Genomic DNA, 18,000 nt, shown 5'->3' on the forward strand with positions numbered 1-18,000 from the left:
ATGGCCACCGCGAAACAGCAGACCCCCGACCATCCGATACTCGGCCGAGTCAAGGAGGAGGTCGGCAAGTTCGTCAGCGCCAGGATCGACGACATGGCGTCCAAGGCCGGCGACAAGCTGACCGACCTGACCGGGGCGCTGACCGATTCGGCGGAGAACGGCAGTCCGCTGAAGATCGGTTCACGCATCCTCAAGGGCGACTCCCCGGTGAGCGCCGCGGCGGGAGAGACCATGAACAAGGTGAAGGACAAGGTGCCAGGGCTGTCCTCCGGTGACAAGAGCGAGAAGCAGTCCGGCGGCTCCCAGGACGGTCCTGGTGACGTGAAGGCCACCAGCATCGTGGAGGCGGTCGAGGTCGGCGTCCCGCTGCGGACCGCCTATGACCACTGGACGCAGTACGACAAGTTCGACGAGTTCACCAAGGGCGTACGGAGCGTCTCGAAGGACGACGACATCACCAGCGACTGGAAGATGAAGATCGGCCCGTCGATGCGCAGCTGGAAGGCCACCGTGGTCGAGCAGCTGCCGGACGACCGCATCGTGTGGAAGACCGAGGGCCCGAAGGGCACCACCCACGGCGTGGTCAGCTTCCACGAACTCGCCCCGACGCTGACCCGGGTGGTGCTCGTCGTCGAGTACTACCCGTCCGGCTTCCTGGAGAAGACCGGCAACCTCTGGCGCGCCCAGGGCCGCCGCATGCGGCTGGACCTCAAGCACTTCCAGCGGTACGTCACCTTCTCCACCGAGGACGCCGAGGGCTGGCGCGGCGAGATCCGCGAGGGCGAGATCGTCCGCTCGCACGAGGACGCGACGGCCGACGAGGACGGCGACGAGGACGGCGGCGAGGAGCCGGAGGACGACGAGTACGAAGACAGCGAGGACGGCGAAGCCGACGAGGCTGACGAAGACGACGAGGCTGACGAAGACGACGAGGACGACGACGAGGACTGACCAGGAGAGGCGGCAGCGGTGTTCCGAACGATCGCGGAGGTCTTGTCATCGGTGGGGAACGCGGTGGGCACCGTGGTGTCCGCGCCCTTCCGGCTGGTCGCCCGGCTGTTCGGCGGCGGCCGGTAACCACCACCCCGGGCGAACCGGGCCGGGTCCGCCCGTGCCCGGGCCACCGTCCGGAAGCCAGAACCCGGCACCCGGAAGCCGGTACCCGGAAGCCAGAAACCGGCACCCACCCCGCCCACGCCGCAGGATGAGTGGCTCGGCGGACCCGGGGCAATCCCCGCGACGGGCGCGGGGATTGTCCTACGCTGCGGCCATGGACCACGATCTGCCGGACTACTCCGCGCTCACCCCGGACCTGCTCGCCGAGACCTGCCGGGCCGCCATGGCCGAGTGCGACGCCGCCGTCGCCGCCGTCGCCGCGATCCCGGCCGCCGAACGGGACTTCGCCAACACGGTGCTGGCCCTGGAGGAGGCCGAGGAGGCGGTGGTCAAGGCGTCCGGCGCCTGGACGTTCCTGTCCTACACCTCCCCGGACGACGCGCTGCGGCAGACCGCGCGGGAGTGGGAGGAGAAGCTCGGCAAGTACCAGGTGGGCCTGGGGTTCGACGAGGAGCAGTACCGCGCGGTCAAGGAGTTCGCCGGCACCGGCGCGGCCGCGGCGCTGACCGGTGAGGAGGCCCGGCTGCTGGAGCGCGTCCTGCGCGACTACCGGCGCAACGGTTTCGAGCTGTCGGGCGGCGAACGCGCCGGACTGCGGGCCCTGTTCGACGAACTGGTGGAGATCGGCTCGCGGTTCGAGCAGGAGATCGCCGAGTGGGACGACGGCATCGAGGTGGACCGCGCGGACCTGGCCGGGCTGCCGGATGCGTTCGTCGCCGGTCTGGAACGCGCCGGGGAGCGCTACCGGGTCACGCTGGACTATCCGCAGTACGTCCCGTTCATGGCCAACGCCCGTTCCTCCGCGCTGCGGCGCGAGCTGATGGCGAAGAACCAGCGCAAGGGCGGTCCGCGCAACGTCGCCCGGCTGGAGCGGGCCATCGCGGTGCGCGCGGAGATCGCCCGGATTCTGGGCTACGACTCGTGGGCGGCGTACGCCGTCGAGCCGCGGATGGCCGGGCGGCCGGAGGCGGTCACCGCGTTCCTGGACGACCTGCGGTCCAAGGTCGCGGTGAAGGCCGCCGCCGACCTGGCGGAGTACGCGGACGCGAACGAGGCGGCCGTCGGCAGCCGGGACGTGCAGCCGTGGGACTACGATTTCGCGCTCAACCGGCTCAAGCGCACCCGGTTCGCCGTGGACGACCTGCGGATCGCGGAGTACTTCCCGCTGGACGCCTGCCTGGACGGGCTGTTCGGCGTCATGCGGGACGTGCTGGGGGTGCGGTTCACCGAGCGGCCCGACGTCCCGGTCTGGCATCCGGACGTACGCGCCTTCGACGTCACGGATGTCACGGACGCCGCGGGGAGCGGCGGCGCCGAGGACGGCGGAGGCGGGCGGGAGGGCGGCGAGCCGTTCGCCCGGTTCTTCATGGACCTGTTTCCGCGGCCCAACAAGTTCAAGCACGCGGCGGCCTTCTCGCTCCAGCGGGCGCGGCGGCGGGCCGACGGCGGCTACCAGCGGCCGGTCTCGGCGATCGTCGCCAACTTCACCGAGCCGGCCGCCGGGCAGCCGTCGCTGCTGCGGCACAGCGAGGTCGTCACGCTCTTCCACGAGTTCGGCCACGTCCTGCACGGGACGCTGACGCGCACCGAGCGCGGCCGGTTCGCCGGCACCGCGACCGAGCGCGACTTCGTCGAGGCGCCGTCGCAGATGCTGGAGCACTGGTGCTGGGAGCCGACCGTGCTCAACCGGTTCGCCCGGCACCACGAGACCGGCGAGCCGCTGCCCAAGGAGCTGCTGGAGGGCATGATCGCCGCCAAGCAGGCCGGCTCGGGCGTGGCGACCATGCGTCAGATCTTCTTCGCCACCCTGGACTTCGCCTACCACTCCCCCGGTTTCGGCGGCGACACGACGGCCGCTTTGCGGGACGTGCACGCCCTGCACGGCATCCCGTACCTGGCGGGCACCCACTTCCAGTCCGGCTTCGGCCACCTGTTCGGCTACGACGCCGGGTACTACGGCTACCTGTGGTCGCGGGTGCTGGGCGACGACATGTACACCCGGTTCGCGGCGGCCGGCGCCCTGGACCCGGCGACCGGCGACCGGTACCGGCGGCTGGTGCTGGAGCGCGGCGGCAGTGCGGACGGCGACCGGATGGTGCGCGAGTTCCTGGAGCGCGAGCCGGACAACGCCGCCTTCCTGCGGGAACTGGGCCTGGAACGGTCCTGATCCGGGGCCGTGCCCCGGACGGCGGCGCCGCATGTCAGGTTCAAGTCAAAGGTAGGTCAAGACATCCCTGGTCAATCGTGACCCGGTGTTCACCTCCGTGACATGGTGATGCGTTCAGAGCCCGGCCGGCCGCCGTCGCGGCGTGCCGTCCGGGCCGACCACCGGCGAAGGAGACACCGAATGAGCAGGGGCACACGGTCCGGCGCCAGACGCCGAGCCGCCCGCTGGGGAGGAATGGCGGGCGCCGCGGTCCTGGCGGCAGCGGCCGCCTCCGCTCCGGCATCCGCGGTTCCCGCCCACCAGGGGGGCATAGCCGCCACCGCCACCCCCATCAAGCACGTCGTGGTGCTGTTCGACGAGAACAACTCGTTCGACCACTACTTCGGCACCTACCCGAAGGCCGCCAACACCGACGGCACCCGGTTCACCGCGTCCCCCCGCACGCCCAAGGACGTCAACAACCTGGTCACCTCCGGGAACCTCACCAGCAACGCCAACGAGTACGCGCCGCAGCGGCTGACGCCCGCCGAGGCGGTCACCTGCGACCAGAACCACTCCTACAGCCCCGAGCAGTACGCCTACGACGGCGGCAAGGCGGACCAGTTCGTCCAGAGCACCGAGACCAGCAAGTGCTCGGGCGGCCTGTTCGGCGAGCCCGGCCTGTCGATGGACTACTTCGACGGCAACACCGTCACCGCGCTGTGGAACTACGCCCAGCACTACACGCTGTCGGACAACTCGTTCGGCTCGGCCTACGGCCCCTCCTCGCCGGGCGCGATCGAGCTGGCGTCGGGGCAGACGCACGGGATCATCTCCACCGACCCGGCCTCCGGCACCACCGACCCGAAGCAGACCGCCACCCCGGACCCGTACACCGTGGCCTCGCCGAACGCTCAGGGCGTCGGCACCATGATCAACGACCCGGACCCGGCGTTCGACGACTGCTCGGACACCGACCACACCGCCACCGACGCGCTCGGTGAGCTGACCGGCCGCAACATCGGCGACCTGCTCAACGCCAAGGGCATCAGCTGGGGCTGGTTCCAGGGCGGCTTCACCCCGGGCACCGCGTGGGACGGCAAGTCCGGCGACTACGCCAAGTGCGCCTCGGTCACCCACGCCAACGTGGCCGGCAACCCGGTCGAGGACTACAGCCCGCACCACGACCCGTTCAACTACTACAAGTCGACCGCCAACCCGCACCACCTGCCCCCGGTGTCGCTGGACGAGGTCGGCCACAACGGCCAGGCCAACCACAACTACGACCTGAGCTGGTTCAACAAGGTCGCCGCGGCCGGCAAGCTGCCCGCCGTCAGCTTCCTCAAGGCGCCCGCCTACCAGGACGGGCACGCCGGCTACTCCGACCCGATCGACGAGCAGCACTTCATCGTCAACGAGGTCAACGCCGTACAGAAGTCGCCGCAGTGGGCCGACACCGCGGTCGTCGTGGCCTACGACGACTCCGACGGCTGGTACGACCACGTCTACGCGCCGCCGAAGAACGGTTCGAAGGACACCACCGTCGTCAACGGCAAGACGGTCGACGCCGCCGGCTGCCAGGCCGGACCGGCCGCAGTCGCCGGCTACCAGGACCGCTGCGGTCCCGGGCCGCGGCTGCCGATGCTGCTGATCTCGCCGTTCACCAGGACCGACGCGGTCAACCACACGCCGCTGGAGCAGACCTCGATCATCCACTTCATCGAGGACAACTGGCACACCGGCCGCATCGGCGACTCCTCCTTCGACGCCCGCGCCAACTCGCTGGCGGCGCTGATGGACTTCCGCCACCCCAACGACCAGCAGGTGCTGCTGAACACCGACGGCTCGGTCGCCTCGGTCCGGCCCATCCCGCACCACGGCGACATCGAGTCCGGCGACCCGACGTCGGGCGGCATCACGTTCGCCTCCGACACCCAGCAGCTGTCGGCCGGCTCCGGCCTGCCGTCCGGCCCGCTGACCGCCGGCGCGGCCCTCGTGGTGGTCGCCGCGGCGGGCGTCGGCTACGCCCTGCGCCGCCGCTCGGTCGCCGCCAGGGGCTGACCGCGCGCTGATCCGCCGGACGGAGCGGACCCGGTATCCGCCGCCCGCCACGAATGTGGAGTGACGGCGAAACCCCGGGGCACAGGTGGCCCAGGAGGTTGATAACAATGGGTCCGCTTCTTCTGGTACTGCTTCTCGCACTGATCCTTTTCGGCGTCGGATTCGCCGTCAAGATCCTCTGGTGGGTGGCGATCATCGTGTTGGTCGTCTGGCTGCTGGGTTTCGTGATGCGCTCGGGTTCCGGTGGCGGCCGCAGCCGCTGGTACCGATGGTGATCCACCGCCCTGACCACGGCTTCCACGCCGTACGGTGAGCGAGGGACACCACAGTGACGCGCCGCGGGCGGCGCCCCGGACCTCCGGGGCGCCGCCCGCGGCGCTTTCGTACCCCGATTTCGTCCGCCGGTTTCCCCGCGCCGTTCCGCCCGTCGTTTCGGTCCCGCCTTCCGGGGCAGGCGTATTGACAAGTCGTCAGTTCCTGAGGCCGCGTACGGTGCATTACCGGGCCGGCGGACGGGCGGAAACGGAAAGGGGAATCGGGGTCATGGCGAACAACACGCCGAACACCGGTGAACGGTCCGAGCCCGGCGCGCGGGGGCGGTCGTCGCGCTGGATCAAGCCGCTGGGCTGGGTCGGGCTGGCGGTCGGCTTCGTCCTGCTGGTCGAGGCGCTGTCGAAGCTGCTGGCCGACGGCGGCCACACCGCGGCCGGCCTGACGCTGGAGATCGTGCTGGCGGTGATCTCGGTGCTGCTGATCGCCCAGAGCGCGGACGGCGTGCGCCCCCGCGGCCGGCACGGCCGCACCCTGCGCCACTGACCGGCCCCGGACCCCGTCACCCGTGCGCCCGGGCCGGTCACGACGCGTCACCGCCTTCGCCGCGGTCGCCGTATCGGTACGGGCCACCGTGAATCAGCGCTGGTCCACGGGGTAGCCGACAGACATGAGGGTACTGAGCGAAGAAAACATCGCCGTGGCCCGCGACTACCTGGTCGGGATCGTTCCCGCGGTGATCGGCGTCATCATCGTCATCGGCCTCGTCATGGCCGTCGTCTACGGTCGCCGCCGGCGCGCGCAGGAACCGCCGGCGCCGCAACAGCCGCAGCCCCGGGCCGGTGCCTGGCACATTCGCCAGGAGCTGGGCGAGGACACCCCGGCCGACCACGGCCCCGGGCACCAGAACGCGCACCCGGTGGAGTACGAGTACGAGCCGGAGGACCAGGAGCCGGAGGAGATCGAGCGGACCTCCCAGCGCGAGCGGCTGCGACCGCAGCAGATCCGCCCGCACCAGGGCCCCCACAGCTGACCCCGGCGGAGCGGGCCCGGCCGGCCCCCCACGGCGTGGCCGAGGGATGGGCGCGGCCCCGCGCCGGTGCTTACGGGCCGGACGCACCGGTGACGCCGGTGCGTCCGGACCGGACCGCACCCGGTGCTTACGGGCTGGGCCACGGGGAAAAGTGGTCGCCGGTCCGGCGTCGGCCGCTGCCCCGCCCGCTGTCGGTCACGGGGCCGGCCGCTCGGCGAGTTCCGGCAGCAGTGCCGGGTTGACGATGCCGACGACGGTCTCGATGTCGCGGCGGTCGATCGCGGCCCACAGGACGTCGCGCGCGGCCCGGTACTTCGCGGCGAGGCGTTCGCGCTGGTCGGGCGGCAGTGCGGCGGCGCGGTCCGGACGGCTGTTGTGCGCGTTGTCCGCTTTACCGACCGCAGGAGCTCATGAACCGGCTCTGAACTGCGACGTTTCATAGACTACATGTCCGCGACGGGGAGTTGGGGCCGTTGCTGGAGTTCGTCTGGATGGTCTCATGGGGCGGCCCGTCCACCGGGACGGTGGACGGGCCGCGATCTGGTCAGCGGAACACGATCAGGTGACTGCTCCAGGGTCGGTGATGCGGGCCTCGAGGTCAGCGACGCGGCGGTCCTGGAAGCGGAGGTTGGAGCGGGCGGCCTTGAGTCGCTCGTCGAGCGTTCGGTTGTCGGCCGTGAGCTGACGGACTCGTTGCTTGAGGGTGGTGTTCTCGGTGGTGATCCTTTGGATGGCTTCCTCGGTCCACTCGGCTTCCAAGTCCCGGATTTGGCCAAGGAGTTCACCGATACGGGTCCGCTGGGTGAGGATCTCGCCGTGGGTGGCCTTGAGGGCGTCTTCAGCGTTCAGAGCGCGTTCGCGCCAGGTTGCCTGACGTTCCTCGTCCTGGTCGGCGAGCAACTGGGTTCGGAGGCCTCCGGCCTCGGCCAGTGCGGAGGCGATGACGGCTCTGGCCTCGGGATTGTCATAGAGGAAAGTGCGGGAGACGTCCGCGCGACGGGCAACGGCGGCGACGCTAATCTGGGCCTTCTCGCGCCGGAGCCGGGTGATGGCTTCGCGGACCCGCTTCAGAGCCGTCTCGGTCTTGTGGCGGCGGGCAGCCAGAGCTGCGGCTGTGCGGGATTCGGGAACTGCAGCGGTCTTCATGCGATGTCCTGCTCGGGGTCGATGTCGGTTGTGCACGTATCGCTGTACTCGCTCTGCTCGTCGTCTCCCACGTCGGCGAGGTCGGCGGCGCGGAAGGCGGTGGACCAGATGCGGTGGAAATAGTCCTGGGGTTTGCGCAGGTCCAGGGCGAGGGCGTCATCGAGGAGGCCGAGACCGGCCAGGGCCTTCTCCAGCCCGTCGATAGCGCGGGCGGTGGGCTCGAAGTGGCGGTGGAGATAATCGGCCGTGGCGTCGTCGGGGGCACCCTCGGCCAGCAGTCGCCACTGTTCGCGCTTCCGTCGCCAATAGAGGAGGTCAGCGCCGGAGAGTACGAACTTGTCGCAGTTGTGGCAGTCGAGGTTCCAGGGGCAGGCGCCGCCGTCCACGACGGGCTGGAAGGTGCAGAAGCCGCCCTCGGCGGGAGTGCTGCGGCGGGCGAGATCGATGGCGAGAGCCTGGGCCCGCTCACGGGTGAGCGGGGCGGTCTCTCCAGCAAGGAGTTCGCCGGGTTGGGCAGTGCCGGGGCCCGTGACCCAGACGTGCTGGAGGACGTTCTCCAGGTCGTCGCTGGTCAGATGGACGTAGTGCTCGGCCATCCGGTCGGAGACCTGGCCGAGGTAACGGCGGATATGCGTGAGGGTCGCGCCGTGCCGCAGCAGGCTAGTAGCCAGAGTGTGCCGAGCTTGGTGGGGGACCAAGCGTCCCAGATCGAGGTCGTCAGTCCAGGGTTTGAAGCGACTGTGGAACCACTGGTAGGAGATCGAGATCGTGCCGTCAGGGTTACGGACCTTGCTGGGGAAAAGCGCCATGTTCGCGCGCTCGGCGCCGGTGGGCCGGCGCCCGAAGCGGGCGAAATAGCGATCCATCGTCTTGCTCTGCCGGGCCACGATCAGGTTGTAGAGTCGTTCGGGGATGCGGATCGCGACGTCGTAGTTGCCGACCTTGGTCTGGTCGTGCCAGAACATCGGTAGTCCGCCGTAGCGGCCGATGCAGTCCCAGCGCAGGTTCAGCACCTCGCCACTGCGCCGGCCAGTGATGACGATGGCCTCCCAGATGTCGCGTACTCCCTGATCCTCAGGGTCGTAATCCTCAGCGAACCGGTTCAGGTTCACCTCGTCCGCGAGCGCGCGGGCGACCTCGTCGGGAAACGGGCGGCGGGCCCGGATCGTGACGCCGCCGGCGGCAGGCATCTCGGTGATGAACTCCCGCTGCAGGTGAATCTGTTCGGCCCTGCCGGTCTCCATTGCCTCGCGCAGCACCTTTCGGACGGTGTTGAAGACCACGCTGCGGGTGACGGAAGTAACGGTGGACGGCTTGCCGTCCCGGCCCTTCATCGCCAGGGAGGGCAGCTTCTCGTTTTCGCGCTGGCGCTGGTCGGCGATGAACCGTCGCATGTGATCAACCGTCAGCACCCGTGGGTCGTGGCCCCCTCCGGGGGCGTCGATCTCCAGGAAGACACCAAGTTCTGTGATGCCGCGGCGGACTGTGTCGATTGGCATCGCACTCCGCGGGCTGACTGGTGACCGCAGCAGGTCGGCGATGTGGTCCCAGAGCAGGTCCCGCAGCCAGCGCTGTGGGACAGCAGTGAGGTCGACGTGGCTGGCACGATGGTGCAGGCGCACTCCGAAATGGTCGATCTCCAGGAACCCAGCCTCTTTGGCGTCGTCCGGGGTGAAGTAGACCTGCCGCAGCAGGTGGAGCATGGTTCGGACTATGCCACCGCAGAAGCGTGGGGCGTCCTCCAAGTCAAGATCGACCAAAGAGTTCGCCTCCTGCTCCCGGCAGAGGTTGGCGAGCTTTTGAAGCCAGGACAGGCCCCAGAGACCAGGGCGATCGCGTTGAGTGTGGGCGAACAAGCTGTACTGGATCTCCGCCCGCAGCAGTGGCCGCAGCCCCCGCAGATTGATCTGTCCTGGCCAGAGGATCGGCTTCGCCGACACGCACCAGTCACGGAAGGCGGCCTCGTCGGTGCAGTTCACCGGCGCCAAACTGCCGTGCAGTTTGTCCCCGTGGGAGCCGTTCTTCGACACCTCGACTCCCGCGGGGCGCCTGTCCTTCTCATATCGGGTGGCGTGCCCGGAGCACAGGCCGTTGCCCGAGGCGGCCAGACTTGGACAGACCAGGACACTGCATCTCCCGAAACCGGGGTAGGAAACTCCGTCGGCAAGCCATTCCGCGATATCCGCTTCGCCAGCGGACTGAGCGCGGTAGAACTTCCAATTCACATGGTGGCGGGCGCAGAGCTGCAGCGTGATGTGGGAGGCCGGGCGCTCGGGACAGAGACGGCAGACCGCCTCCTCCTGCCAGCCCACCGCCTCCAGCGGCTGGGCGTTTTCCAGGAAGGCCGCCATGCCGCGCCCGGCGGCGCGAGACCCGGCCCACTCCAGGCCGTGGACCTTGCAGAGGCGAGAGCCGCCGGAGCGGCCTCGCTCGCAGTCTCGGACGACGCATCCCCAGCTGAAGACTGGATGATTACGGGGAATCCGCACAATTTCGGCGCGAAAGATCGGGTCGAAGGAAGGGGCGCCGATCAACGCAGTGAGGATCTCCAGTCGGTCCCGGCTCTCGCGGTCGGGACGTTCGGTGTAGAGCGGCAGCAACGAGTTCGCGGTCACTTCGTCTCACCCCAGACCGTGCGAAGCGCGGCGTCGAAGACCGGGTCATGAACATCGACATGCCCGTAGACCTCGTCGACCATCGCGGCCGACGCCCAGCCGCCGGCGTCCCGGGCGATCAGGGTGTTGCCGTTCGCGGCATCGAGAACCGCCGAGGTAAAGGTGTGCCGGAAGGCGTGGGGCTTCACCAGCCCCAACCCGGCGCGTTTCCCGGCCCGGCCGAGCATCCTCCGGGCTCCGACCGGTGCCCACGGCTGGCCGGTATCGGCACCGTGCAGCTGGACCAGGAGCATGCCGTGCCCGGCGCCGCGCGGGTACTCGGTCGTCATGTACTCGAAGTAGGAGTGCACCATCGCCGGGCTGACCCGCTTGATCAGCCCGCCGGTCACCGTCCCGCGCTCGACCTGCCAGGAGTGCTTGGTCTTGGCCTCGGCCCGGTTCGGGTTGCCGGGCCGGTGGCAGACGTGCAGATGCGGGGTGCGGCACTCGCCGCAGGCCGCGTTCTCCCGCAGGTGCAAGTCGACCAGGTGCAGCCCGCAGAGCTCACCGATCCTCAAGCCCCCGTCGGCGAGCCAGTCGACAACCAGCCGGTCCCGGGCGGCGTTCACCGTCCCCAGCAGCCTCTCCCTGGCCCCCTCCGGCAGCATCTTCGGGTGCCGGCGGTGCGGTCCCTTCGGCGCCAGCGGGTTGGTCGGCAGTGTGTTCTTCACGTGCCCCAGGAACGAGCGGCGCTTGTCCGCCCGCGTCGGCAGCCGAGACTGATCGAGTTTCTTGCCGAGCTCGCCGTCGATGCCGCGAGAAGCCTGCTGCAGGTAGAAACCCTTCAGACAGGCCGCCGCGGTCGACAGCGCCGAGCGCCCGTAGGGGCGCTTGCCCACTCGCCACGGTTCCCCGAGCGGCATGCGAACCTCGGCGCCGACGATCCCCATGTACCGTTCCAGGTCTCGCAGCTGGACCGTGTCGAACGCCAGACACTCGCGCTCCAGCCATCGCAGGTGATCCACAAGGTAGTACGCGTACGTCTTCTGCGTTCCCGAGCCCTCGTGCTCACGCAGGAAGCGATCCGCCTCAGTGTGCAGTGTTCCCTCGGGCCAGACGATCGTCCACGACCGCTGCCCGTCCTTCCGCTCGATCCGCTGGACCCTCAGGTCCCCAACCACGACGTGCCGTACCACTTGTCCTCCGTACCGACTCCAGAACATGACAGACGTCCCGGACACGGTCGGTAAACAAGCCCAGGACGTGCTGGTCACAGTCCCAGACGGACATCACGGGCAGGACTACGGGCAGTCGGTAAAGTCCGCGATCTTGACCAGGGTCGCCTCGCGGCTGGACGTTATGCGGCGGATCTTCTCGGCGTACGGCACGCCCGGCTGGTTGGTGACCGCCTCGACCACGCCGACGACCCGGTCCGGGACGCCGAGCGCCCGCAACTGCCCGGCGGTCCAGCCGGTGTCCTCGATGACGTCGTGCAGCAGGGCGGCCATCCGCAGTTCGGGCCCGAACGGCGCGACGCCGGCCGCGACAGCGCGGACGTGCTCGACGTACGGCACGCCGGCCTTGTCGACCTGCCCGGCGTGGGCAACCGCCACGAACGCGTCGACTTCCCCAACGGTCCTCACTCAGGCTCTCCTTCACTGCGTGGCGGGCCGCTGCGCGGAACGCGGCCGGCGACCGTGCGGCCTTCGGCGGCCGGTGATCCCCGGGCGCCGGAGCCGGGCCCCCGCCGTCGGGACGGCGGCCGACCGGAGCGCGCCCGGAAGGTGGGCCGGGCGCGAGAGAATGTGGTCATGACCCACGCGCCAGAGTCCACACCGATGCAGCTCACCGTCGAGCAGTACTACCTGCTCCGGGCCGAACTCGACAAGAGCCTGCCGGATGCCGGGCGCGGGCCCCACTGCCCCATGTGTGCCCGTCGCGTCGCCACGTTCTACCAGACCAACACCCCCGCACCCCCGCACGTCCTCGCCGACCCGTGCGGCCACCGGTTCACACTGCCCGACGGAGAGGCGATATGACCGATCGCCCGTCCGGGTGGCACGAACCGGCGCAACCGTGAGAGGACCGGCCGCGAGCGGGGAGCCGGCGGCACGAACCGGGGTGCCGCGGCACCGTCACGCCGCGACGCTGACGGTCTCCCGCCACGCCCGCACCCATTCCCGCTGCCACTCGGCCAGTTCCAGCCGCTGTCCCGGCGTGAGGCCGCCGCGCTCCGTCAGCGCCCGTATCGCCGCCTGAGCACGCGCGAGCCGCACCTGGGCAGGCGGCGGCAAGGGCTCAACGGTGGGGGTCATGTGTTGATCCTACGGCGAAAAAGTGACGGTGGCGCCCATCGCGTCCCAGGTGATATGTCACGCGACGGTGGCACGCCCCGGGCACCGGCGGGTTTCCGCACGTCCGCGCACGTCCGCGCGTCCGTACGCCTGCGGGCCACCGGTGTTTCCGGGCGCCGGCGGGGAGCGCCCGGCCGGCCTGGCGAGCGGCCGACGGCCGGCACGGGGTGCCGGCCGAGGCGCTCCCTCCCGGCCGCGAACCACCGTGGAGGCGGTACGGCCTGCCGCCGGCGCTGCGGGAGGTGGGACCGGCGGGAAGCGGTGGCTGGGGGGCCGGCGCGACCGGCGAGGGGCGTGGTCGGCGCATGTTGCGACCGTCCGACCCGGCACCGGCGTCATCCGGCCGCCCGGCACCGTCTTCGCACGAGCCCGCCCCGGCGTCATCCGGCCGCCCGGCACCGTCTTCGCACGGGCCCGCCCCGGCGTCATGGTCCCGGCGCCTCGGCCCGAGCCGATCGGCGCCAGCGGGCCACCGGTGTGCCGCTCGACCCACGCCGGACCCGCGTCAGCAGACCCCTGCCCGCCGACGGCCGCACCGACCGGGTACCCGCCGCCGCACCCGGTATCCGCCGATGTCGCCCGCCTGGCGGGACGGCCCGCGGCCGGGAGAATGGATGGCGGCGGTGCCGGTGGGCAGGCGAAACCGCGGACAGTGATCACCGTCGACCGAGGAGGCCGCATGTCCGAGCCCGAGATCCCCGACGAGGAAATGACCGGGGACGAGGTCTACCAGCCGCAGCCGGACGAGGAGGTCACCGACGACGCGGGTGTGCTGGACCCGGAGGACACCCTGGACGACCGGGGGATCGACCCGGCGCTGGACGAGGGCTACTCGCCCCCGGAGAAGCCGCTGGAGGTCGACCGCCGGGGAACCACCGTGGCGGAGCAGCGCGAGGGCGAGAGCCTGGACCAGCGCCTCGCCGAGGAGCTGCCGGACCAGCCCGACCCGCGCGACCTGGCCGGCGACGGCATCGGTGACGCGCCCGGCGCCGAGGGCGAGCCGGTGGACCCGCAGGCCGGTGAGGAGCGCTCCGGGCGGCTCATCGGTACCGACGAGGGCGTGCCGCGCCGGCCGGGCTCCGGGGTGGAGGACGTCACCGCCACCGACGCGGGCCTGGCGGGCGGCGCCGCGTCCGCCGAGGAGGCCGCCGTGCACACCGTGGAGGACGAGGACGCGGTGCCGTTCGACGCGGACGAGACCGGCGGCAGTGAGGGCGGCTCCCCGCAGGAACGGTGAGGCCGCCGCGGCGCCGCGCGGGGTGCCGAAGACGCGCAGGACGGCGGGAAGGCGCCGGCCCCGGCATGGGGCCCGGCGCCTTCCGGCGTCCAGGGGCGCGGGCCGCTGCGGCTTCCGGCTCCCCTCTTCCCCGTCTTGCCCTCGTCCCCGTCTTGCCCTCGTCCCCGTCGTGGCCGCCCGGGTCCGGGTGGTCGGGCTCCGCCTCGATGGCGTACGGGCCGCCGGGCTCATGGTGGCCGGCATGCCGCGCGTTTCTCCGCGGCACGCACGTGCGGAACGCGTACCGGTCGGCCGACGAGCCGGACGCGGCGGTGCGGGCCCCCTTTCCGGCGGACCTCCCACCTTTCCGCGGACCTCCCGCAGCCGACCGGGTGCGGCCCGCACGTCGTACCTGGGCCAGCAGTAGCACCCGTCACGTCCGCGCCGGCACCACACGTCACACCTGCGCCAGCAACACCAGGAGCAGGACCGCGATGCCGCCGGCCAGCCAGCTGACGTAGTCGCCGAGGTGGCCGGAGTGCAGCCGGCGCAGCGGCAGTATCACCCGGCGGCTCGCGGTGCGCACGGTGAGGGCGGCCCGGCGGCCCGCCGGCCACGGCACCTTGGCGCCCCACACCGATCCGGCGGCGCAGGCGACCGCCAGCAGCGCGGACAGGCAGCCGAGCAGGACGCCTTCGGTGGTCCAGCCGGCCTGGGGTACCGGGTTCGTGCGGCCGGCCGGGCCGTCGGCGGCGGCGCTGAGGTAGCCGGCCCGGTCGGTGAAGGAGGCGGCCGCACCGGCGAGCGCGTGGGCCACGGCGGGCAGCACGCCGACCGCCAGGGAGCCTGCCAGCAGGACCGCGGGCACCACCAGCATCGGTGCCGGTACCCGGCGGGACGCCTCGCGGATCTCCGGTTCCTCGGCGTCCCCGGTGGCCTGCGGGCCCGGGCGGTGGTGGTCGGCGGTCCCGGCGCCGGCGAAGACGTGCAGGGCGGCCCGCAGCACCGCGCCGCCGGTGGCGGCGGAGACGGCGACGAAGACCGCCGGCAGCCAGCGCAGGTCCGCAGCGGCGGCGTGTTCGGCGACCGCCTTGCCCAGGCCCAGGCCGAACGGCGGCAGTCCGGCGAGCGCGAGGCCGCCCAGCGTGAACAGCACGCCCGCCAGCGGGAGTTCACGGGCCCGGCCGTGCAGGGTGTCCTCGTCGACCGATCCGTAGCGATCCAGCAGCACCCCGGTGACGCCGAACAGCGCGGCCTTCGCCCCGGCGTGCCCGGCCACGTACAGCGCGGTGCCCGCCAGGCCCTGCGGGGTCAGCAGGGCCACGCCGGTGAGGAAGAGTCCGACGTGGGCGATGGTGGAGAAGGCCAGCATGCGCTTGAGGTGCCGCTGCTGCCAGCACATGACGGCGCCGGTCAGCGCGGTCAGCACGCCGAAGCCGACGAAGGTGTCGCGGAACGCCCCGTGCGGGATGCCGTGCGGTCCGGCGAAGACCACCGTGTAGACGCGGGCGACGCCGTAGACGCCCAGTTCCACCATGACGCCGGACAGCAGCATGCACACCGGGGTGGGGGCGACGGAGTGCGCGTCGGGCAGCCAGAAGTGGAACGGCACCACGGCGGCCTTCACCAGCAGCCCGGTGAGCACCAGCACGAACGCGGTCACCAGCAGCGCGTCCGCCCGGTGCCCCTCCAGGGCGGCGCCGATCGAGGCGAACCCCAGCTCACCGGTGCGCGCGTACAGCAGCCCGATGCCGAGCAGCGTGGCGTACGCGGCGAGGGAGTTGACCACACCGAAGGTCAGTGCGCCCTGGAGCGGCCGGGGGTCCTCGATGTGGTAGCCGGTCAGGGCGTAGGCGACGGTGCCCATCAGCTCGAAGAAGACGAACGCGTCGAACAGGTCGCCGGTGAGGGCGAATCCGCACATGCCGGCCTCGAACAGCAGGATCAGCGCGGGGAAGGTGCCGGCGTGCCGGGCGGGCGGTTCGGCGAAGTACCGCCACGAGTAGCAGACGACGGCCAGCACCAGCAGCGCGGCGAGCAGGGCCACCGCGACGCCGGTGCGGTCGCCGACCAGGACGATGCCGACGCTGACGCCGTGCCGCGGGCGGTAGCCGCCGAGCCAGTTCACCACCCGGCCGTGCGCCGAGCCGTGCCACAGCGCCACCAGGTCGGCCAGGACCGCCGCGGCGGCCACGGTGACGATGACGTCGCGGGCCAGCCGCGGCAGCCGGTTGCCGGCGGCGGCCAGCAGGACGGCGCCGAGCAGCGGGACGGCGACGGCGAGCGGCAGCAGGTCTGCGGTGGTCACCCGGCCGGCCTCAGCCCTTCAGCCCGGTCAGCGCGTCCGGGTCCAGGGTGCCGTGCCGTTTGCGCAGCTGGATGGCGAGCGCGAGCAGCAGCGCGGTGACGGTGGCGCCGACCACCACGTCGGTCAGGGTGAGGGCCTGCACGACCGGGTCGACCACCCGGCTGCGCGGTGAGGCGTCGGAGAAGACCGGCGCGGTGCCGCCGCGCCGGTAGCCGATGGCCAGCAGCAGGACATAGGTGGCGCTCTGGGCGACGGACAGGCAGCCGATGGTGCGGATGATGTTGCGGCTGGTGACCATGCCGTAGAGGCCGGCCAGGAAGATCCAGCCGGCCGCGAGGTAGGGGAGGATGGTCATGCGCGGTCTCCGTCCTGCGCGGCGGGCGGGGTGTCGATCTCGACGGCCTGGTCGAGGAAGCCGGCCAGCAGGACGACCAGGCCGGAGCCGACCTCCAGGCCCACCGCGGCGTTGATGACCGGTACCAGGCCGCCGGACGACAACTGGTTGAAGGTGCCCAGCGGCAGGACGTTGCGCAGGTAGCCGCTGCCGGCGATCAGCCCGGCCAGCCCCAGCAGCGCGAAGGCCCCGGCGGCGACCGCGTCGGCGACCTCCAGCACCACCAGCGGCCGCACCCGGCGCAGCGCGCGGTAGTCGGCGGCGACGTAGGCCAGGTGGAGTCCGGTGGCGAGCACCACGCCGCCCTGGAAGCCGCCGCCGGGCGAGAGCTGTCCGTGGGCGACGATGTAGACGCCGGTCAGCAGGGTGAGCGGCAGCAGGATCGCGCCGATCAGCCGGGTGGACGGTGGCACGCGCAACGGCAGCGGACTGCTCTCGCGTTCGTCGCGGGCCGGGCGCAGCAGGGCGACGGCGCCGAGCACCGAGGCGAACAGGATCGACTCCTCCCCCAGCGTGTCGAACGCGCGCTGGTCGAAGTTGACGGAGGAGATGACGTTGGCGGTGCGGTGGCGCAGCGCGGCGGCGACCGCCCGGGTGCCGTAGGGGTGCGAGGCGGCGCCGAAGTGCGGCAGGCCGGTGCAGGCCAGGGTGAAGACCACGGCGAAGACGGCCGCGGCGGCGAGGAAGAGCCCGACCCGGGCGGTACGGCTCACCGTGGTCCGCTCCCGGCGCCGGGGTCGCCGTCGCCGGAGGCGTCGGGTCGCTCGGCGGCCTCACGGCGGACCTTGCGGACGGTCAGCACGATGAGCAGCGGTGTGAGGGCGCCGCCGACGGCCAGTTGGGACAGCGCGACGTCGGGGGCCTGCAACGCAGTGAACAGCACGGCGAGTTCGAGGCCGAGCAGGCCCAGCACGATGGCCTGGCGCACCGGTTCGCGGGTGAGGGCCGCGGCGGTCGCGGTCGCGGTGACCAGGACGAGGGCGACGGCGATGAGGTATCCGTTGAGGGTGTTCGCGTCGTTCACTGCGGTTGCTTCCCTTCGGGGTCCAGTGCCGGGCCCGGGGCGCGGTCGGTGTTCTCGTGCTGGGCGGTGGCGCGGCCGAGGGCCATCGTGGTGACCGGGCCGCCGACCGCCAGGACCACCGCGATGGCGAGCAGCTTGACGGCGGCGCGGCCGGGGCCGGTCTGCACGGCCAGCGCCAGCGCGATCAGCGGCGCGCCGAGCGAACTGGCCGGCGACAGCGCGTGCAGCCGCCCGTACGGGCGCGGCAGGACGACGAGGGCGAGGGCCGACAGCAGTACGACGGCGGTACCGGCGGTCAGCAGGACCAGGGCGACGAGGTGACGGATCGTCATGTGCCG

18 protein-coding genes and 2 pseudogenes are annotated in these 18,000 nt (G+C 71.6%); 9 read left to right on the forward strand and 11 right to left on the reverse strand.

Going from position 1 to position 18,000, the window contains the following annotated elements; translation table 11 throughout:
- The 7 genes from POF43_RS07520 to POF43_RS07550 all read left to right on the forward strand — a co-directional run bounded on the left by POF43_RS07520 (position 1) and on the right by POF43_RS07550 (position 6,626).
- Positions 1 to 951 carry an SRPBCC family protein gene (locus POF43_RS07520; RefSeq protein ID WP_271322688.1) on the forward strand — a complete coding sequence of 317 codons (951 nt, stop codon included), beginning with the start codon at positions 1 to 3 and terminating at the stop codon, positions 949 to 951.
- 18 nt (positions 952 to 969) lie between these two features.
- A complete protein-coding gene (locus tag POF43_RS07525; protein ID WP_271315960.1) occupies positions 970 to 1,077 on the forward strand; it encodes an LPFR motif small protein in 108 nt (35 codons plus the stop codon).
- Positions 1,078 to 1,270: 193 nt separating this feature from the next.
- On the forward strand, positions 1,271 to 3,283 hold the full coding sequence (locus POF43_RS07530) for a M3 family metallopeptidase (RefSeq protein WP_271322687.1): 2,013 nt from the start codon (positions 1,271 to 1,273) through the stop codon (positions 3,281 to 3,283).
- Between the two features lie 180 nt (positions 3,284 to 3,463).
- Positions 3,464 to 5,323, forward strand: coding sequence for a phospholipase C (locus tag POF43_RS07535; RefSeq protein ID WP_271322686.1), 1,860 nt, complete (start codon positions 3,464 to 3,466; stop codon positions 5,321 to 5,323).
- A 107-nt stretch (positions 5,324 to 5,430) separates the two neighbouring features.
- Complete coding sequence (locus POF43_RS07540) at positions 5,431 to 5,598, forward strand: hydrophobic protein (RefSeq protein WP_271315957.1); 168 nt, start codon at positions 5,431 to 5,433, stop codon at positions 5,596 to 5,598.
- A gap of 268 nt (positions 5,599 to 5,866) precedes the next feature.
- On the forward strand, positions 5,867 to 6,139 hold the full coding sequence (locus POF43_RS07545) for a hypothetical protein (protein ID WP_271322685.1): 273 nt from the start codon (positions 5,867 to 5,869) through the stop codon (positions 6,137 to 6,139).
- 124 nt (positions 6,140 to 6,263) lie between these two features.
- A complete protein-coding gene (locus POF43_RS07550) occupies positions 6,264 to 6,626 on the forward strand; it encodes a DUF6479 family protein (RefSeq protein WP_271317870.1) in 363 nt (120 codons plus the stop codon).
- A 195-nt stretch (positions 6,627 to 6,821) separates the two neighbouring features.
- Here POF43_RS07550 and POF43_RS07555 read toward each other — a convergent pair.
- The 5 genes and pseudogenes from POF43_RS07555 to POF43_RS07575 all read right to left on the reverse strand — a co-directional run.
- Positions 6,822 to 7,034: pseudogene (locus tag POF43_RS07555) on the reverse strand (HD domain-containing protein); the annotation flags it as partial.
- A gap of 150 nt (positions 7,035 to 7,184) precedes the next feature.
- Positions 7,185 to 7,772, reverse strand: a complete 588-nt coding sequence (locus POF43_RS07560) for a DUF6262 family protein (protein ID WP_271322684.1) — start codon at positions 7,770 to 7,772, stop codon at positions 7,185 to 7,187.
- Entirely contained in the window at positions 7,769 to 10,387 is a 2,619-nt protein-coding gene (locus POF43_RS07565) for a tyrosine-type recombinase/integrase (RefSeq protein WP_271322683.1), read from the reverse strand. The genes POF43_RS07560 and POF43_RS07565 overlap by 4 nt, the downstream gene beginning before the upstream one ends.
- Positions 10,384 to 11,562 carry a tyrosine-type recombinase/integrase gene (locus POF43_RS07570; RefSeq protein WP_271322682.1) on the reverse strand — a complete coding sequence of 393 codons (1,179 nt, stop codon included), beginning with the start codon at positions 11,560 to 11,562 and terminating at the stop codon, positions 10,384 to 10,386. The genes POF43_RS07565 and POF43_RS07570 overlap by 4 nt, the downstream gene beginning before the upstream one ends.
- 123 nt (positions 11,563 to 11,685) lie before the next feature.
- Positions 11,686 to 12,009 (reverse strand): annotated as a pseudogene (locus tag POF43_RS07575) (HD domain-containing protein); the annotation flags it as partial.
- A gap of 168 nt (positions 12,010 to 12,177) precedes the next feature.
- Between POF43_RS07575 and POF43_RS07580 the strand changes: the two are divergent.
- Positions 12,178 to 12,405: a hypothetical protein gene (locus POF43_RS07580; protein WP_271317868.1), complete on the forward strand. Its 228-nt coding sequence runs from the start codon at positions 12,178 to 12,180 to the stop codon at positions 12,403 to 12,405.
- Between the two features lie 96 nt (positions 12,406 to 12,501).
- Here the strand turns inward: POF43_RS07580 and POF43_RS07585 are convergent, their stop codons facing one another.
- Complete coding sequence (locus POF43_RS07585) at positions 12,502 to 12,681, reverse strand: hypothetical protein (RefSeq protein ID WP_271317867.1); 180 nt, start codon at positions 12,679 to 12,681, stop codon at positions 12,502 to 12,504.
- Positions 12,682 to 13,399: 718 nt separating this feature from the next.
- Here POF43_RS07585 and POF43_RS07590 point away from each other — a divergent pair.
- Complete coding sequence (locus POF43_RS07590; RefSeq protein ID WP_372515886.1) at positions 13,400 to 13,957, forward strand: DUF5709 domain-containing protein; 558 nt, start codon at positions 13,400 to 13,402, stop codon at positions 13,955 to 13,957.
- A 436-nt stretch (positions 13,958 to 14,393) separates the two neighbouring features.
- Here the strand turns inward: POF43_RS07590 and POF43_RS07595 are convergent, their stop codons facing one another.
- The 5 genes from POF43_RS07595 to POF43_RS07615 are packed head-to-tail and all read right to left on the reverse strand — an operon-like array spanning position 14,394 to position 17,994.
- On the reverse strand, positions 14,394 to 16,244 hold the full coding sequence (locus POF43_RS07595) for a complex I subunit 5 family protein (RefSeq protein ID WP_271322681.1): 1,851 nt from the start codon (positions 16,242 to 16,244) through the stop codon (positions 14,394 to 14,396).
- A 10-nt stretch (positions 16,245 to 16,254) separates the two neighbouring features.
- The gene (locus POF43_RS07600; protein ID WP_271322680.1) at positions 16,255 to 16,599 is read right to left on the reverse strand and encodes a sodium:proton antiporter; all 345 of its coding nucleotides are present in this window, start codon (positions 16,597 to 16,599) and stop codon (positions 16,255 to 16,257) included.
- On the reverse strand, positions 16,596 to 17,351 hold the full coding sequence (locus tag POF43_RS07605) for an MnhB domain-containing protein (RefSeq protein ID WP_271317623.1): 756 nt from the start codon (positions 17,349 to 17,351) through the stop codon (positions 16,596 to 16,598). Before POF43_RS07605 ends, POF43_RS07600 begins: the two co-directional genes overlap by 4 nt.
- The gene (locus tag POF43_RS07610) at positions 17,348 to 17,662 is read right to left on the reverse strand and encodes a Na(+)/H(+) antiporter subunit B (protein WP_271322679.1); all 315 of its coding nucleotides are present in this window, start codon (positions 17,660 to 17,662) and stop codon (positions 17,348 to 17,350) included. Before POF43_RS07610 ends, POF43_RS07605 begins: the two co-directional genes overlap by 4 nt.
- Entirely contained in the window at positions 17,659 to 17,994 is a 336-nt protein-coding gene (locus POF43_RS07615) for a cation:proton antiporter (RefSeq protein ID WP_271322678.1), read from the reverse strand. Before POF43_RS07615 ends, POF43_RS07610 begins: the two co-directional genes overlap by 4 nt.
- Positions 17,995 to 18,000: the final 6 nt, after the last annotated feature.

This window comes from Streptantibioticus silvisoli (genome assembly GCF_027947535.2).
Taxonomy (GTDB): Bacteria; Actinomycetota; Actinomycetes; order Streptomycetales; family Streptomycetaceae; genus Streptantibioticus_C; species Streptantibioticus_C silvisoli.